We start from the raw sequence: 15,786 nt of genomic DNA, 5'->3' as shown, positions 1-15,786 counted from the left end.
TAACCTCCATCCAGGTGCATCTCCCTGAGGAGACACCCGAAATCCTGGATGTGCGAAATAGACAACCTTTCTAATCTATCACGGCCAGTTAGCCATCCCGACAAAATCCCCTGACCCATTGGCCAGGGGAGTAGCGGAGAGTCGAGCTAGAGGTAAGGCAAGCCGATGACTCGGATTGTCGTTTACTCTATAGCTGCTACTCTAAGCTGCGTCGTTAAGGAGTCAGAGAATGTCGCGTTGGAGTCCGCAGGTTAAGGGACAGGCTGCATAGACGGGCAAGGTTAAGGGATCGGCTTCGGACTTCAGCCAGTTAAGCCAACTAATGGTATGGGGATGGATCCCCCGAGCCGTCAATACCAGGGAGGCGGTAGCAATGGCGATGAAATTGAGGCCAATGGTAGTACTGGCGACAATTAAGAGAGCACTGGCTGGCATCAGAGGGTGAAGTGCGATCGCAACGGTCGCCGCCCCCGCCACAATTAGCACGACCAGCGGAAAGCCGATCACCAACAGACACACCTCTAAGATAAACAGCCAGATTAAAAAGCTTTTGATAGCTGCAAGAGCTGCTGTCCAATACCCATCTCGAGAAACTGAAACTGTCATATCAGGACTCCTAAAACTAGCTTAAATGACGTTGATCAAATCAACGACGAGACGACAGTTGAACCATAGGCACAATCACTTACACGGCAGTCACTTCTCTTCTCAGACAAGTTTCAACAATATATCTGCAGACAATCTTGCCTTTCCTGGAGACGATACGGCGGTCTTAAACACCAACAGTATCAACCCTAGATACATCCGACAATTAGCGACAATTAGTGATGACATCCTCCTGAGATACTGACGAGCAACTACTTCAAAGATTGCTGACGTCAGTGTGATTCCATCCAAATAGTTATCCAAATAGTTGGAGTTGGCAGCCAAGTTAGCTAGATTTCCCTAAAAAGCCGAGATCACCCAAAATACCCAAATAAGCCGAGATCAGAGAATTACTGAAATGGTTGTGACAAATACTTTAGTGCTTTATCTAAATGCTTATATCTAAATGCTCATATCAACGGCTTTGCCACATCGGCATCCCTTACAAGGCGCTTGCGATCGCAGGGCCCACTGCCCTGCAACGACCTATATGGGTATACCCGGTCCAATCAACCATGGACAAAGACGGAACAAAGACGATCAATCATGAATTGTGGCTGTATAGAAGAGAGTATATAAGAGGTTCCCTGAAATCATAAATACTCCTTCTTCAAAATTCACATGCAGGGGCAAGCTGTAATCTATTTAAATATTTCAGGAAAGAATTTAATTGCGATACTATATGCTAACCTGCGTCCAGCTCACGCTCGGTTGCTGTCCCATAATCAACCTGTTGGCCTGGATTGGGAGCATCATCCATCCTGCTACGCTAATAGCCAGTCTCGGCTTGCCTGACATGGACATAGTACACCTATGGTGCTAACCACTGCTTTGATTATCTTTACCGATTTAGATGGCACGCTCCTGAATAGCGATACCTATCACTATGAAGCCGCGCTGCCTACTTTAAAGCACCTGAGACAAGTGGGAATTCCTGTCATTCCTGTTACGAGCAAGACGCGAGCGGAAGTTGATACCTGGTGTCAGCATCTTGAATTACAGGATCCGTTTATCGTCGAGAATGGCAGTGCCGTCTTCTTGCCTCGTGGAACCGTACCCTTCCAACTACCGGCGGGAGAGGATGCCGGTGCCTATCGAGTGCTACAGCTGGGCTGTTCTTATGTCATGGCTCGGGCTGGACTCAAGGCCATTGCCCAAGAGCTGAAGCGCCCCCTGAAAGGATTTGGAGATTGGTCTGTTGAGCAAATTCAGCAGTTGACCGGCCTCTCCTACGAGGAAGCTAAACAGGCCAAGGCCCGGGAATTTACCGAGCCGTTTTTGACCCCTAAAAACATGTCGGCAGCCCAGCTAAGGCAGGTGGTAGAGGCCAGAGGCTTTCAGGTGGTAGTGGGCGATCGCTTCTCCCACCTGATTGGTAGCGGTGCTGGCAAGGGCGTTGCCGTGCAAGCTGTCATTGACTTGTATCAAGCCTGGGTTCCTGGACAGCCTCTGATGACCCTAGGTCTAGGCAACAGCCCTAACGATACGGCCATGTTAGAGCAGGTAGATTACCCCATTGTCGTACCGGGGGCTCAGGGACCTCATCCAGCACTAGCTCAGCGAGGATGGTCAGTGGCACCAGCCGTCGCTCCAGAGGGCTGGCGATTGGTCGTGGAAGCCACCTTGAAAAAGCTGGCGCCCGACTCCGTCGGCCAGCTCTAGTCACCACTCCGAAACTGGATGTGAGCGTGGGCTGCCGTCTACTCGGCCCCTAAGAGTATTCCATCTGAAAAAGTAGCCTGATCTAGATCTAGGCTATTGAACTCAGCCTATCTAGGCTATTCAGCAAATCCTTGAACGAGTGTTTAGTTGGAACACTCTAAGGAAGATAAGTGCTCATCTCTCACCTGCTGCAATAACTGCCGTTGTTCCGGCCAGAAGATGGGTGGCAACTGATCGATGGGAAACCACTCAACCTGATGAGTCTTGGGATCACTAGGCAGCGGTGTGACTTGCTCTGTTTGGAAGAGATAGTAGTGGGTAATTTTCCAGTGGGTCTTAGAAAAATTGAGGCGCTCGAGAACTCCCAACTCTCCTAGCAGTTGCAGGTCCGAAAATCCAGCCTCTTCTTCAATTTCCCGTCGGGCAGCTACCTGCAAAGACTCACCGGATTCCACATGACCTTTAGGTAAGGCATAGTCAGGCAGACTACCTTCGCGAATTAAGGCTACCCACCAACAGCCCCTATGCTGTCGCAGGATCACCCCTCCGGCAGCAGCTTCTGTAGGCGTGCCGTGGGGGTGTTGATACCAACTCTGATCAATAGTGGGGACCATATGGGGACTATGGGTTAGTCATCGGGAAATTGCCAGCAGGGGATGGCTTCGATACCCTTACTGCCACATCGGCACGGCTCAGCGGCAGAGGCTACCCAGGTATGGTCGCATCGTCGACAATGGCACAGAACATTGTTGAGATTAGCCTGTTGCAGACCAAACTGCCACTGGCGCAGTTCATCGGGGGTGAAGTAGGAGGATGATTCAGTCATTTCGGGTTATCTGGACTCTGCTGCTGATTGTCGCCGTTCCCAATCTGCCACCACCAACCGAATTTCGCCATAGTCATAGGTTGGCCCTAACTGATCGTGCAGGGCAGACAATGAGCCATGGCCTCTAACCTGAATGGCTATCCGGATAGCATCTTGGCGTTCAGGGGACACCAAGCGCTCCAAGTCTACGGCCTGGTCAGCTAGAATCAGCCGTTCTAGGTGGTTGTGGATAGTTCTCAAGGTCACTCGCCGTTGGCGGGCTATCTGATCAGGGGGCAATCCCTGCTGATGCAGCTGTAGGGTGAGGAAGTGGGTGTCCGTCGGAGGGCGATAGCGCCGCGACCCAGGCCTTGATGCGACTGAAGCTACGGATTTCGGTGCCACCCTTGGTAACCGATTGTCTTGGCAAAACTCGCGAATGGCCTGCGTAAATACCTGACCATACTGAGCTAATTTGCGATTGCCAACTCCAGAGATGTGCCCAAAGGCCGTGAGGGTTTGCGGTCGTTGCTGAGCCATCTGCCGCAATGACGATTCTGTAAATACCACATAGGGCGGAACTCCTTGGTCGTCGGCTAGCCGCTTACGTAGGGAGCGCAAGTGCTGTAGCAACTGCTGACTGGTGGGATCGTTGTCCTCAGCTATCTGCCGCGGTTGGCTAAGACGTTCTGGGATTGCCACCTGCACCGATGCCTGCTGGCGCAGGATTTGCCAACTAGCTCCAGTCAGCTTTAGCACTGGATAGCCATCGGTCGTCTCCGAGAGTAACCGCTGATGCAGCAGAGACCGGCCCAGCAATCGCCATTCGTCGACCGAACGATCCTTGCCGATGCCATAGGTTGACAGCTGGTCATGGCCCAGATCAAAGATGCGTTGTTTGCGAGACCCCCGCAGTACATCGATAATGTGGCCCATACCAAAGCGCTCTCGACACCGAGCCACACAGGAAAGAAACTTTTGGGCTTCAATGGTCCAGTCCTCTAGGGGAGGAGGATGTAAGCAATTGTCACAATGGCCACAATTCCCGGGATAGTCTTCCCCAAAATAGCCTAGTTGAATAGTGCGGCGACAGACGGTGCTCTCGGCATAGTCAATCATTTGCCGCAATTGTTGACGGGCTAGACGTTGCTCTTGGGGGTCTGACTTTTGCCCAATCAAAAACTCAGCAGTGGCCACATCGGCATAGCTGAAGTAAAGGATGCAATGGGCAGTTTCGCCATCGCGGCCAGCTCGGCCTGATGCTTGATAATATCCCTCCAGGGTGCAGGCAATGTCATAGTGGATCACAAACCGCACATCTGGTTTATTGATGCCCATGCCGAAGGCAATGGTGGCTACGATAACCCGTACATCATCCCGTATAAACCGTTGCTGATGCTCCCGGCGGACCTGATCACTGAGGCCAGCGTGATAGGGTAAGGCATCGATATCATCCTGACGCAAGCGAGCGGCTAGCTCATCGGCCCGTTTGCGACTGAGACAGTAGATAATGCCGGCTCCTGACCATTGGTGCAACTGCTGGCATAGGTCGGCATAGGCGTCTCGGGGCTTAGGGCGGACTTCGTAATACAGATTGGGACGATTAAAGCTGGCAATATAAATGCCTGGATCTCGGAGCCAGAGTTGAGCCATGATGTCTTGACGAACTCGCTCCGTGGCTGTGGCTGTCAGTGCCAGAATCGGCACTTGAGGATAGTGCTGGCGCAGTATCGAGAGTTGACGATAGTCGGGTCGAAAGTCATGCCCCCACACAGAGACACAGTGGGCTTCATCGATGGCAAAGGTGGCTAACCCCACGGTTTGGCTGAGACGGTCTAGCAACTGTAAGAAATTAGGATTCACCAGCCGTTCCGGAGCTACATATAGCAGCTTGATCTTCCCGGCCAATAGCGCTGCTTCTTGCGATCGCACCTGCTGCCATGACTGGGTACTATTCAGAAACGTTGCCGCAATGCCATTATCCTGCAGGCTATCGACTTGATCCTGCATCAAGGCAATCAAGGGAGAAACCACAACGGTAATCCCTAATTTCATCAGGGCTGGCAACTGGTAGCAGAGGGATTTGCCACCACCGGTGGGCATAACCACTAAGACGTCACGCCCCTTCAACACCTGCTCAATAATGGGACGCTGTTGCCGCCGAAACTGGTCGTAGCCGAAATAGTGCTTCAGCGCTTTTTCTAGTGATGGAAAGGCGAGTCCCAAAACTCTGAAACCATGACATCCGAGGCCACCATTCCCGATGCCACGACAAGCAGCCGACTCCCATTGCGGGATCATGGACTGAGTCTAGAAATGATCGACATCTGGCAAGGATGAGCCCTTTGATAGTATGCCCCATTGCTGCAGATAGACTAACCATTTAGGGTGGTGCTGCGGCCGGGGCGATTGACCCCTGAGGGCATGGCGATAGCTGGTATAGGCCTGATGATAGTGTCCCAACCGATGTGAGGCCACTCCATGAAATAACCAAGCCTGAGCATGGTGAGGCTGCAGTTTTAGGGCGTGTTCACAGCACCTCAGGGCCGACTGGGGTTGAGATAAATGCAGGAGACAAACGGCCTTAGCTACCCAGATATCAGCCATGTTGCCATGCAATGCCAGGGCCCGATCCAAGCTGTCCAAAGCTTGATCATACTGACCCTGATTGGCAAGCACTTCCCCCTGTAAATACCAAAAGGCATACTCAGCCCTGGCCTCGGTTGGGAACGTATCCAACAGTGCTAAGGCCCCCCCATAGTCCTGGGCTGCCAACCGGCAGGCCACACCATCGTAAAGATGATCAAGGGCCACGTCACTTATGCCCATAGCAGCCCCTTCAGCAACTGAATCAGGAATGGGAACAACTCCCTGGCCAACCTCCAAGAGAGTATATCGCGGCAATTTCGGCCCCTTCAGACACCCTTTGCATAAGTTAACAGCAGGTTAACTGCAGCCTGCAGCCCGGTTGGCCCTGGTAGACAACGACACAGGATTGCCGCCAATTTGCCCCCAATTACGATGGGCGGTGATGGGCTCGAATCCTAGAGCTTTCACATGCCGCTCAGATAGGCGTTGCCACTGTGTCAGTGGGCGTCTATATGGTCGTGGCCGCAGCCGTGGCCGCATAGACTTCTTGAGATCACTCTTGCCATTGTTTCTGACCTGGCGAGCCCCCGTCCGGACAGTCATGCTGGGCAATGGGCAATGTAACGAAGTGTAACAAGACTGACGTCATGCCAGCATGCTGTCTTGACAGCTCTGGCGGGCAGCCGATATGGTGACATTCATACCCGGGTACTGCTATTGACGTGTGATATGCAAGATACGCAGAAGGCTACGAAGGTCACGTTATATCTCCCGCCCGACCTGCATCGTCAACTCAAGATCCGCTCTGCGGTAGATGGGGAAGCGATGTCTGCCATTGCCGAACGAGCGATCGATTTCTACTTGGCCCACTCCGATGTCGTGGATGGCTTGGAGCGAGCATACGGTCATACCCATCAGGTCTACAGTTGTCCTAATTGTTCTACGTCTGCTGTCATCCGTGAGGGTGAGCTAGTGAATCTGTCAGAAGCCGCTGTCATTGATGCATCGGAAGACTTACCAGTAGATGTTCAGGAGATGGCGCCGGAATCTCAGCGCCCCGAAGAGGGAGAGTTGGTGGTTTGTTAGCTGCCTGAGTTAGGTCTAGGTGTACAGGTCCTAGGCATCAGGTAACTTAGGTCAACTAGGCCTTATTCAATTGCTCAGTAGTCATAAGTTCGTATATTTTCCCGCTAGCTTGATTTCCGCACGCCGTCTTTCGCCGAGGGAGTGATGGTCATGAGAGAAGATCTCAACGTATTGATACAGGCTCAGTATCCTCTAATTTATCTGGTTACGTTCGAGGAGGATCGGGCAGAGCAGACCATCGCCTCTGTCGCTCAACGGTTACGGCCTCAGCGTCGAGTATTTACCTGGACCATGACCCACGGCATCGTGGAGCATGGTCAGCCTCGGAATGTCACTCAGCATAACAATACGGTATCGCCAGAGGCAGCCGTGGAGTGGGTGATTCGACAGCGGGAGCCGGGACTCTTTGTATTTAAGGATTTACATCCGTTTCGGGATTCTCCGGCGGTGACGCGTTGTCTCAGAGATGCGATCGCAGGCTTTAGGGACTCCCATAAAACCATTATCCTGATGTCGCCAGTGCAGGAAGTCCCCATCGAGCTAGAGAAAGAGGTGGTGGTGCTAGACTTTCCGCTGCCTGATATGGGCGAGTTGAATGAAGTCCTCTCTGCTGAGCTCGATCGAGCTAAGAGCGCCAACATCACCACCGAAGTGCGCGAGAAGTTGCTAAAGGCGGCCCTAGGACTGACCCGCGATGAAGCTGAAAAGGTGTATCGCAAATCCCGAGTGATGACTGGACGGCTGACCGACGACGAAGTCGACATTGTGCTGAGTGAGAAGAAACAGCTCATTCGCCGCAATGGCATCTTGGAGTACATTGATGTCGATGAGACTATTGATTCCGTCGGTGGGTTGGAAGAGCTGAAGCATTGGTTGTGTCAGCGCTCCGATGCGTTCACCGAGCGAGCCCGCGAATACGGTCTACCCCAGCCTAAAGGCATGCTGATCCTGGGTGTGCCGGGGTGTGGAAAATCCCTCATCGCCAAGACTACCTCCCGGTTGTGGGGCTTGCCACTGCTACGGTTGGACTTAGGTCGGGTCTATGATGGCTCTACCGTAGGCCGCTCTGAAGCCAATCTACGCAATGCCCTGCGGACAGCAGAATCTATTTCCCCAGCTATCTTGTTTATTGATGAGATTGATAAAGCCTTTGCTGGTGGAGCAGGGTCTTCTGACTCCGATGGTGGTACCTCTAGTCGCATCTTCGGCACCTTCCTCACCTGGATGCAGGAAAAGATGTCTCCGGTATTTGTGATGGCAACCGCCAACCGAGTCGAACGGCTGCCCAGCGAGTTTTTGCGGAAAGGTCGCTTCGATGAGATCTTCTTCGTCGACCTCCCCAACGCCGAGGAGCGCCAGGAAATCTTCCGCATTCACCTACAGAAACGTCGTCGTGACATTTCCCGTTTCGATCTCGATCAGCTCACCAAGGTGTGTGACGGCTTTTCTGGGGCTGAGATCGAGCAAGGATTAATCTCGGCCATGTATGAAGCATTTGCCCAAGGACGTGAGTTTACCCAACTCGATATCATTGCAGCGATTCGGGCCACTATGCCCCTGTCGAAGACAATGAATGAACAAGTGACGGCCCTGCGCGATTGGGCTCGGCAGCGGGCACGTCCGGCGGCAGCCTCCGTCGCTGAGTATCAGCGGATGGAGTTTTAACAGACTTTCTTCTCTGTGTGTGCAGGGAGAAAGGCTAGCATTCTGCTAGCAGTCCCACAGCCCATAGCTAGTCATCTCTAGCCCACGGGCTACTTACGCTCAAACCTCGTTGTCTCTCTCAATTTCTCTCAGGAGGAAACACAATGTCTCACTTCAGCACCCTACGCACCAAGATCACTGATGCCGAAATCCTCAAGACATCCTTGTGTGATCTTGGCGTCTCCGTTAAGACGGATGCTGACGTTCGCGGCTACAACGGTCAGCGTGTTCGGGCTGACATCGTCGCCGTTCTAGACGGTGAATACGATCTGGGCTGGTCTCGCAATGCCGATGGCTCCTTCGATTTGATTGCGGATCTCTGGGGCGTCGCCAAGAAGCACAATCAGACTGAGCTGATCAACTCCATCAACCAGAAGTATGCCGTGAACAAGACGCTGGCTGAGGTTAAGCGCCCTGGCCTGCAGAATGCCAACGTTAAACTGGTGCTTCAGTAAGCTCCCAACGCGTTCCCGAATTTGGGCTAGCTATTTCTCTAGGGCTAGCCCATTTTTTTAGCAAGATTCCTTTAGACTGTCAGGTGTTAGGGCCTTAGCCTGATAGCCATCTGGAATTCTGGCTTATTTTTATGGCGCCCCTTGCGACTGCCGAACTCGATGCTATCCAGCAACTGTTATTAGCGTGTGGCCAGCAGGCTAGACAAGCGGCTACTCAAGTTTTTGAGGTCTTTGAAAAAGGGCAAGATGACTATGTCACCAGCGTCGATCGAGCTTTAGATCAACAGTTGTTCCAGGGCTTCTCTCGCTGGTTTCCTCAAGATGGCATCATTACGGAAGAGAATGTTGCCTCTCAATCCGCCTTTGACCAACGCCATAAGCGGCTCTGGTTGATTGATCCCATTGACGGGACGGATAATTTCATTAAACAAGGTCGGTTCTACGCCATCATGGTGGGACTATTGCAGCAGTCTCGCCCCCAAGCAGGCTGGATCTATGCCCCGGCGCTAGACCGTCTATATTGGGGAGGGCCTGACTGGGGATTATTCCAAGCTGAGGCTGGCAACTCTTACCCACTGAAACCGCAGCCGCCTGAAGACACCCTTAGGTGCGATCGCATCCTATTGGGTGATAAAGATCGACGCCGATTCGGCGATGCGATCGCCCGGCATAGTGCTGCCCTTCCCTGGGATGCCGTTGGCAGTTTTGGCCTGAAAGTACTGGCGGTCATGCAGGGAAAAGCCAGTTTATATCTCTACCTCAATGGTCGTGTTAAGCTCTGGGACACCACCGGTCCCCTAGCCCTAGCTACCACTGCCGGTCTTACCTGTTGCGATCTAGCAGGCAATCCCATCCGCTTCGATGGTAACGCCGTAGATCAACAGACCCTGACCCACCATCAAGCCATCCTAATAGGATGGCCCCGGCGAGTCGATGTCCTCAGACCTCAGATAAAACGGGCTGTCGCCGAGGTCCTAGCCACCGAAACCCCAGTTACCTAACCTCCATTGCGACACCTCTGTCAATAAATCCACCGCCCCCATGCAAAATCTGAGGAATTTGTCGTTACTATGTTGCAAGAGGTCTTGCAACCAGTGCCTTCAAACCTCGTCCAAATTCGGACCTGTAGGGGTATTCCAAGGAAAACTCCAGATCTCTAGCTGGGCGAGGTAGATTAAAGCATCTGACACTGTCTATCTTCCTTGTCCATCCCATCGTGACATTTTCATGCAGCCTGACACCTTTAGCGAGCTGTTCTCCCTATTTAACGCAGCCAATCCTGAAACCATTGAATGGCTGCTTTCTGTCGCCACTGAACACGAGTACCCTGCAGAGCGAGCTGTCTTGATGGAGGACGCTTGGGGGAACGCTGTCTACTTCATCGAATCCGGCTGGGTGCGAGTCCGTCGCCATGCCAACGAAGACGTCGTCACACTAGCTGTGCTGGGGCAAGGCGATTTCTTTGGTGAAATGGCCATTTTAGATGAATCTCCCCGCTCCACCGACGTCGTCGCCATGACGGCCGTTAAATTACTCAGCGTCTCTGCTCAACGGTTTATTCAAACTCTATTTAAAGATCCCCAGTTGCATCACCGGATGCTGCAACTCATGGTACAGCGACTGCGGCAGACTAATTTCCGTTTCCAGTTACGTCACCAGCCTCCTGCTGTGAAGTTAGCTAACACCCTGGCTACCCTACAAGAAGCCTACGGTCACCCCACCGAAGCCGGGATCGAAATCCTGAATATTCCCTCAAAAGATCTTGCGGATGTCACAGATATCTCTGCCGATGACGCCAGCAAGATCATGGAAAAACTGCTCACCAAAGGATGGCTGCAAGTCGATCCCGATCGAAATACCATCACCATTATTAATACGAAGCAGCTAGCTCACTTAGCCGGCCATACCTGATCTAGGCCAGAGGCCTCAAGATGCCGACATAGGCGATTCTGTAGACAATGGGAAATCACTAACCATACCCTATGGTCTGTGGTAGGGTTAGCTTCAGGTTGGTCTATCCAGTTGCTGTTTGAAGGAGGCCCAGCATGGTCCACCATCCCCCGCCCCCCCCCTCTATCTCACCTCAGCAAATGACACTCTTGCGAGTCGTCAGTGCCATGGCTTGGAGCGATGGCAATCTCTCCCAAGAAGAAGCTGACCTCATGGTGGACCAATTCAGTCGTCTGTTTGCCCAGACTCCCCAGCAGCAGAGGACATTACAGCAAGAGCTCCAAGACTATTTAGTCCAGAATATTCCTCTGGAAGAACTCGTCCCTAGACTGTCAAGTCAAGAAGAACGAGAGCTCGTACTGCGCTTAGGCTATGCCGTCATCAGCTCCAGTGCTCGAACTCCTGAGGAGGCCCTAATCAACCAGGAAGAAGAAGCCGCCTATCAACGCCTCGTGGGTCTACTCGATTTGCCCGAAGATGTCGTTGAACGCGTCGAAGGCGAAGCTAAAGCCGACGTAGGGCAGTCCAAGGGATTAGTAGAGCATCTGACCGAACACTTGCAGCAGTTCTTGGATAGCTAAATCTTGAGCAAGTCTAGCGCTAGGCCTTGCCGTAAGGGATTCACTTTTACCTAGCTCCTCCCTAGATAGTTCTCCTGGGATTGATACCTGCGAGTCCCCTAACTCATCTCCAACATGCGTTGGATTGGCCGCAGAGCCGCTTGCCGTACATCCTCTGGAAGCACGATTTCAGGTCGCCGATGGATCATGGCTTGATGCAGCTTTTCCAGGGTATTTAAGCGCATATGAGGACACTCGTTGCAGGCGCACTGATTCATTGGGGGTGCTGGAATGAAGAACTTGTGGGGCAACTGCTTCTGCATCTGGTGGATAATGCCTGACTCCGTAACCACGATGAACTGTTGTGTCTGACTCTGCTTGGCATAGTTGAGCAACGCAGTTGTGGAGCCAATAAAATGGGCCCGTTGCAACACTGGCTCTTCACATTCAGGATGGGCAATTACCTCAGCCGTCGGATATTCCATCTGCAGTTGAACCAACTTCTTCTCAGAAAAGGTTTCATGAACAATGCAGCTTCCCTGCCACAGCACCATGTCTCGTCCTGTTTGGGCCATGACATAGCGGCCCAGATTGCGATCTGGGGCAAAAATAATGGGTTGCTCGGCCGGAATTTGTTGTATCAGTTTCACCGCATTAGAGCTCGTGCAAATGATGTCGCTCATCGCCTTAATCGCCGCTGAGCAATTAATGTAAGACACCACTAAATGGTTAGGGTGAGCTGCCTTGAAGGCTGCAAAAGCATCAGGAGGGCAGGTATCCGCCAAGGAGCAGCCCGCATCTAGATCTGGCAATAGCACCTGCTTCTCTGGATTGAGAATTTTGGCAGTTTCCGCCATAAAGTGAACACCGGCAAACACGATTACATCAGCATCTGTAGTGGCGGCTTTTTGAGACAGTCCTAGGGAATCACCAATATAGTCGGCCACATCCTGAATATCGGGCTCTTGGTAGTAATGAGCTAGGATTACTGCATTAAGCTCCTGTTTGAGCCGTTCTACAGCCTCAAACAAATCAATTGAGCTATCTGGATAGGAGGACTTAGGCAAAGACGTGGTAAACACAGGCATTCGTTTTAGTCAGCAGTATAAATGGTGATGATTTGAATTATAGTTGATTTCACCAAAAAACGAGTAGGGGGCGTTGATGACTCTTCAGGTGTTACTGATGGACGGCATCTGCTAGCTCGGGTATTGGGCCCGTCGCCAGTTAGCTAATTGCTGAAAGCTACCTTGGCCACATTCCTTCTCAAATTCCTCTACGATCCAGTCTTCCCGCTTACCCAAGCGCCTAGCACTGCTCTGGAGATAGCTGAGATAGTCTAGCTGCTGTTGTGCACTGGGTCGATTGCCAAAGATAGAGCCTCGGTACCAGCTGCTTTGAGGCCAACGGCCACAATGCTCCCAAAAGGAGCGCTCGGCCCAAGTCGGGGCATTGCCCCGTTGATAGGCCCGGCGCCGGTGACTATGGAACAACTCGATCAGTGTTGGGATGTCGTTGATTTGATGGGCCTGATCTCGCGAGTAAATCTCTACCATATCCTCCAGATTCAGAGGGCGGTCACTCAACCATTGGTGATTACAGTCAGGACACTTGACCACAAAGGCATAGACAATCCGCCCGCATTGCGGACATGGTTTCATCGGGGGTGGTTTGCCACCGCTAGATCCGTCCTTTTTCAGGGGCAGTCGATATTCCTTGATGTCCTCTGGAAACCCCAGCCGTTCCAGATTTCCCGCTTGGTCCAAAATGATTCCACAGACCTTATGGGTTTGGGGTGAAATTCTCATCACTCGGCCAATCTGTTGAAAATGAAGGGCGCTAGACTGGGTCGGACGCAATAGCAACCCTACTTCGACACTGGGCTCATCAAACCCAATGCTAATAACATTGCAGGAGGTCAGCACCAAAAGCCGTTGGTCACGTAAGTCACGATATAGGCGATGTCGCTCCTTAATGGGTGTTCCTCCCTCTACCGTATCGGCTGGGATGCCTACTTTACGGAAGGCCTGAGCCACATGGCGAGCGTGCTCAATATCCACACAAAAGGCAATGGTTCGTTTACCGTGGACTAGTCGTTGCCATTCCTGCACAATTTTGTCGATGAGTTCCGGGCGATCGCATGCATTCTTGAGGCCTACTTCGTCATAGTCACCCCGCACAGTTTTAATGCCCTTGAGATTAGCCACACCATCCGGCGGCATGCTGTAATAGCGCATGGGCGCCAGAAACCCCATCTGCTGTAGCTTGCTTGGCGCTGGCGAAGCCACTAACGTCTCCAGATGTTCTCCCAGTTGATCCTTCCCGAGACGCTCTGGTGTGGCAGTCATGACCAAATGCACCGCCTGAGGATGCGTCTTGTAAAGCACCGACTTACCGATGCGGCTAAACAAGGTGGTATGCCCTTCGTCATAGAACACGACATCTGCGGGCCATGTGCGCCACCATTTACGCTGGGCCATGGTCTGAACACTAGCAATTTGAATGGGAGCGTTGCGATCCTCCTCCCAGCCTGCCTTAATGAAGCCGCAATGGAGGCCAAAGGCCTTCATCTTTTCGTAGGTTTGCCCTACTAGCACATCTAGGTGCACTAAAAACATCAGCCGCTTACCTGCTGCCTCAGCATGAGCGCAGATTTGTCCGCTGATTACAGTTTTACCAGCACCAGTACCAGCGATAATGGCAACTCGCCGATGGCCTTGGTTTAACGTGCGATAGAGATCATTGATGAGTTCTATTTGATAAGGACGCAGTTGTGGCGGCGATGGGGACATAGATGATTGCGAAGCAGAGAGCAGATGACTAGAAAGAGTCAATCATTGGTAACTAACTAGTCTATCGGTACTATCTCACTCTCCTGGGGCAGACGCTAGGCATTCTCACTGGCTTTATTGAGTCAGTGCTGGAGCCCCTCTCTTGTCAGGGCAAAACTATCCCGATAGATTATCCCATTCCTGTAGACGTAGAGGGAGGATAAGGCTATGCGTTCTGTTGCTCAAGGTATGCCGATAATCACCATCGAATGGCTACACTTGGGGGAACTCGTTAGGTGCCTCCTAGAGCTGTCCCTAAGGGCCGCCCAATGCGGGCTGTATTTGTACTGTTGCCATATCTCTCGCCATAATGAGGCTGTCAGATTACTTGCTCAACATAGGCTGGTTGATAGCGTTGAGTAGCTGCCAATCTGCCCCTTTAGAACTTTATATGGGAGAAGCCTCTGTCCCAACTGACTCGACGGCTACGGCTTCTGACTCATCTGTTCATCTATCTCCGGGAACGTATTGTTTTCAGGCTAGAACCGAAACTCTCTCGGCAGACCTCCGGTTGGTTCTGGCTCCAGATTATGCTGTGACAGGCCAAGGATCAGGTATCATCCAGCATGAGCAAGGAAACTTCTATACCGTCTACGATAAAACCCTGTCTGGTCGGTTGGAGCAGTCCCGTCTGTCGTTAACAGTGACGACCACCATAGAGTCAGACATTCAGCAAGTTCGAGAATTTTGGGTAATGACGGCAACAGAATTAAGCGGCCCACGCCAGCATTATCAACGAATTCCATGTGCAGACCAGACTGCGTTGGAAGAGGTGGTCTCTCCGACTTCCATTTCAGATGTCGGGTCTACAGCAATTCAGTTTACCCCTGGAACATCTATGACGACTGTTGAGGAGCAGGTGGCGATGGGAGAGCGAAAGATTTATCGTCTTGATGGCAATATTGGGCAGCAAATTGTTCTAGACTTGACCTCTCTCAACAACAATGCCGTTTTTGACGTGGTTTCTCCCGATGGTAATCTCTTGATGCACCGGGCTGTCGTTGCTGATGTGCCCCTATCCACCAGTGGGGCTTATTACGTGGTTGTCAGCAGCGAGCACGGTGACGCCAGCTATCGCCTCACCGTGTCGCGTCAATGAGCTATGGAGATAGTCAAACAGCGGCTTAGGATAGTCAGTCTTGGTTGAGACTAAGCAGTTATCTGATTAGGGTATGTACTGGTTGTCAGCCAGCCCAGATCTCCAGCTAGATAGGTAGTTAGTGCAACTCAACCAAGCACCGTTAATAAAAACCAAAATCTGTAGTGACTATGCCCTAACGGGAACCACCAGGCTGGAGCCGCTTTGGCTTACCCCGATTGGTGGGCTTATAGGCTTTGGCTAGATGGCGCTGACGGCGCGAGGATCGCTTGGCAGGTTGATTGGGCTTATGATTTCCGGAAGACACCATGGTAGAACTCCTGAGGCAAGTTGAACATTGGACGATCACGGGAGAAATGGGGGATTACCCGCTTACTATAGTTATTCATCCCAAATGGTC

At 52.0% G+C, this 15,786-nt stretch carries 16 protein-coding genes; 8 read left to right on the top strand and 8 right to left on the bottom strand.

Annotated features, from left to right (window positions below; all coding sequences use genetic code 11):
• Nucleotides 1–222: 222 nt before the first annotated feature.
• Nucleotides 223–606, bottom strand: a complete 384-nt coding sequence (locus tag XM38_RS14595; RefSeq protein ID WP_080808690.1) for a hypothetical protein — start codon at nucleotides 604–606, stop codon at nucleotides 223–225.
• An 852-nt stretch (nucleotides 607–1,458) separates the two neighbouring features.
• Between XM38_RS14595 and XM38_RS14590 the strand changes: the two genes are divergently transcribed.
• Nucleotides 1,459–2,307, top strand: coding sequence for an HAD-IIB family hydrolase (locus XM38_RS14590; RefSeq protein ID WP_080808687.1), 849 nt, complete (start codon nucleotides 1,459–1,461; stop codon nucleotides 2,305–2,307).
• A 143-nt stretch (nucleotides 2,308–2,450) separates the two neighbouring features.
• On the opposite strand, the gene XM38_RS14585 is transcribed toward XM38_RS14590, so the two are convergent.
• From XM38_RS14585 to XM38_RS14570, 4 genes are all read right to left on the bottom strand, one after another.
• Entirely contained in the window at nucleotides 2,451–2,921 is a 471-nt protein-coding gene (locus tag XM38_RS14585; RefSeq protein ID WP_080808684.1) for an NUDIX domain-containing protein, read from the bottom strand.
• Nucleotides 2,922–2,935: 14 nt separating this feature from the next.
• The gene (locus tag XM38_RS14580; RefSeq protein WP_080808681.1) at nucleotides 2,936–3,133 is read right to left on the bottom strand and encodes a hypothetical protein; all 198 of its coding nucleotides are present in this window, start codon (nucleotides 3,131–3,133) and stop codon (nucleotides 2,936–2,938) included.
• A 6-nt stretch (nucleotides 3,134–3,139) separates the two neighbouring features.
• Nucleotides 3,140–5,338 (bottom strand): DNA helicase RecQ, encoded by a 2,199-nt coding sequence (gene recQ / locus XM38_RS14575; protein ID WP_225889320.1) that lies wholly within the window; start codon nucleotides 5,336–5,338, stop codon nucleotides 3,140–3,142.
• 84 nt (nucleotides 5,339–5,422) lie between these two features.
• Nucleotides 5,423–5,941 (bottom strand): tetratricopeptide repeat protein, encoded by a 519-nt coding sequence (locus XM38_RS14570; RefSeq protein ID WP_137455131.1) that lies wholly within the window; start codon nucleotides 5,939–5,941, stop codon nucleotides 5,423–5,425.
• A 489-nt stretch (nucleotides 5,942–6,430) separates the two neighbouring features.
• Here XM38_RS14570 and XM38_RS14565 point away from each other — a divergent pair, with 489 nt between their 5' ends.
• The 6 genes from XM38_RS14565 to XM38_RS14540 all read left to right on the top strand — a co-directional run bounded on the left by XM38_RS14565 (nucleotide 6,431) and on the right by XM38_RS14540 (nucleotide 11,477).
• A complete protein-coding gene (locus XM38_RS14565; RefSeq protein ID WP_080808671.1) occupies nucleotides 6,431–6,787 on the top strand; it encodes a slr0373 family blue light stress response protein in 357 nt (118 codons plus the stop codon).
• A 150-nt stretch (nucleotides 6,788–6,937) separates the two neighbouring features.
• Nucleotides 6,938–8,452 carry a stress-responsive protein Ycf46 gene (gene ycf46, locus XM38_RS14560; RefSeq protein WP_080808669.1) on the top strand — a complete coding sequence of 505 codons (1,515 nt, stop codon included), beginning with the start codon at nucleotides 6,938–6,940 and terminating at the stop codon, nucleotides 8,450–8,452.
• Nucleotides 8,453–8,595: 143 nt separating this feature from the next.
• The gene (locus tag XM38_RS14555) at nucleotides 8,596–8,946 is read left to right on the top strand and encodes a DUF1257 domain-containing protein (protein ID WP_080808666.1); all 351 of its coding nucleotides are present in this window, start codon (nucleotides 8,596–8,598) and stop codon (nucleotides 8,944–8,946) included.
• A 131-nt stretch (nucleotides 8,947–9,077) separates the two neighbouring features.
• A complete protein-coding gene (locus XM38_RS14550) occupies nucleotides 9,078–9,947 on the top strand; it encodes a 3'(2'),5'-bisphosphate nucleotidase CysQ family protein (protein WP_080808663.1) in 870 nt (289 codons plus the stop codon).
• 226 nt (nucleotides 9,948–10,173) lie between these two features.
• Complete coding sequence (locus XM38_RS14545; protein WP_080808660.1) at nucleotides 10,174–10,857, top strand: Crp/Fnr family transcriptional regulator; 684 nt, start codon at nucleotides 10,174–10,176, stop codon at nucleotides 10,855–10,857.
• Between the two features lie 134 nt (nucleotides 10,858–10,991).
• Nucleotides 10,992–11,477 carry a tellurite resistance TerB family protein gene (locus XM38_RS14540; RefSeq protein ID WP_080808657.1) on the top strand — a complete coding sequence of 162 codons (486 nt, stop codon included), beginning with the start codon at nucleotides 10,992–10,994 and terminating at the stop codon, nucleotides 11,475–11,477.
• A 98-nt stretch (nucleotides 11,478–11,575) separates the two neighbouring features.
• Here the strand turns inward: XM38_RS14540 and nadA are convergent, their stop codons facing one another.
• Complete coding sequence (gene nadA / locus XM38_RS14535) at nucleotides 11,576–12,538, bottom strand: quinolinate synthase NadA (protein ID WP_080808732.1); 963 nt, start codon at nucleotides 12,536–12,538, stop codon at nucleotides 11,576–11,578.
• Between the two features lie 117 nt (nucleotides 12,539–12,655).
• Nucleotides 12,656–14,248, bottom strand: coding sequence for a DEAD/DEAH box helicase (locus XM38_RS14530; protein ID WP_080808654.1), 1,593 nt, complete (start codon nucleotides 14,246–14,248; stop codon nucleotides 12,656–12,658).
• Between the two features lie 877 nt (nucleotides 14,249–15,125).
• Between XM38_RS14530 and XM38_RS14525 the strand changes: the two genes are divergently transcribed.
• Entirely contained in the window at nucleotides 15,126–15,386 is a 261-nt protein-coding gene (locus tag XM38_RS14525; RefSeq protein WP_137455130.1) for a hypothetical protein, read from the top strand.
• 175 nt (nucleotides 15,387–15,561) lie between these two features.
• Here the strand turns inward: XM38_RS14525 and XM38_RS27790 are convergent, their stop codons facing one another.
• Nucleotides 15,562–15,696 carry a hypothetical protein gene (locus tag XM38_RS27790; protein ID WP_256995639.1) on the bottom strand — a complete coding sequence of 45 codons (135 nt, stop codon included), beginning with the start codon at nucleotides 15,694–15,696 and terminating at the stop codon, nucleotides 15,562–15,564.
• Between the last annotated feature and the right edge of the window lie 90 nt (nucleotides 15,697–15,786).

The organism is Halomicronema hongdechloris C2206, assembly GCF_002075285.3.
Taxonomy (GTDB): Bacteria; Cyanobacteriota; Cyanobacteriia; order Phormidesmidales; family Phormidesmidaceae; genus Halomicronema_B; species Halomicronema_B hongdechloris.
Note: the sequence above shows the minus strand (reverse complement) of the source record. Positions and strands in the feature narration are given on the sequence as shown.

Coding starts and splice junctions, on each gene's coding strand:
- XM38_RS14595 (WP_080808690.1), bottom strand. CDS start 606: ATGACAGTTTCAGTTTCTCGAGATGGGTATTGGACAGCAGCTCTTGCA.
- XM38_RS14590 (WP_080808687.1), top strand. CDS start 1,459: ATGGTGCTAACCACTGCTTTGATTATCTTTACCGATTTAGATGGCACG.
- XM38_RS14585 (WP_080808684.1), bottom strand. CDS start 2,921: ATGGTCCCCACTATTGATCAGAGTTGGTATCAACACCCCCACGGCACG.
- XM38_RS14580 (WP_080808681.1), bottom strand. CDS start 3,133: ATGACTGAATCATCCTCCTACTTCACCCCCGATGAACTGCGCCAGTGG.
- XM38_RS14570 (WP_137455131.1), bottom strand. CDS start 5,941: ATGGGCATAAGTGACGTGGCCCTTGATCATCTTTACGATGGTGTGGCC.
- XM38_RS14565 (WP_080808671.1), top strand. CDS start 6,431: ATGCAAGATACGCAGAAGGCTACGAAGGTCACGTTATATCTCCCGCCC.
- ycf46 (WP_080808669.1), top strand. CDS start 6,938: ATGAGAGAAGATCTCAACGTATTGATACAGGCTCAGTATCCTCTAATT.
- XM38_RS14555 (WP_080808666.1), top strand. CDS start 8,596: ATGTCTCACTTCAGCACCCTACGCACCAAGATCACTGATGCCGAAATC.
- XM38_RS14550 (WP_080808663.1), top strand. CDS start 9,078: ATGGCGCCCCTTGCGACTGCCGAACTCGATGCTATCCAGCAACTGTTA.
- XM38_RS14545 (WP_080808660.1), top strand. CDS start 10,174: ATGCAGCCTGACACCTTTAGCGAGCTGTTCTCCCTATTTAACGCAGCC.
- XM38_RS14540 (WP_080808657.1), top strand. CDS start 10,992: ATGGTCCACCATCCCCCGCCCCCCCCCTCTATCTCACCTCAGCAAATG.
- XM38_RS14530 (WP_080808654.1), bottom strand. CDS start 14,248: ATGTCCCCATCGCCGCCACAACTGCGTCCTTATCAAATAGAACTCATC.
- XM38_RS14525 (WP_137455130.1), top strand. CDS start 15,126: ATGACGACTGTTGAGGAGCAGGTGGCGATGGGAGAGCGAAAGATTTAT.
- XM38_RS27790 (WP_256995639.1), bottom strand. CDS start 15,696: ATGGTGTCTTCCGGAAATCATAAGCCCAATCAACCTGCCAAGCGATCC.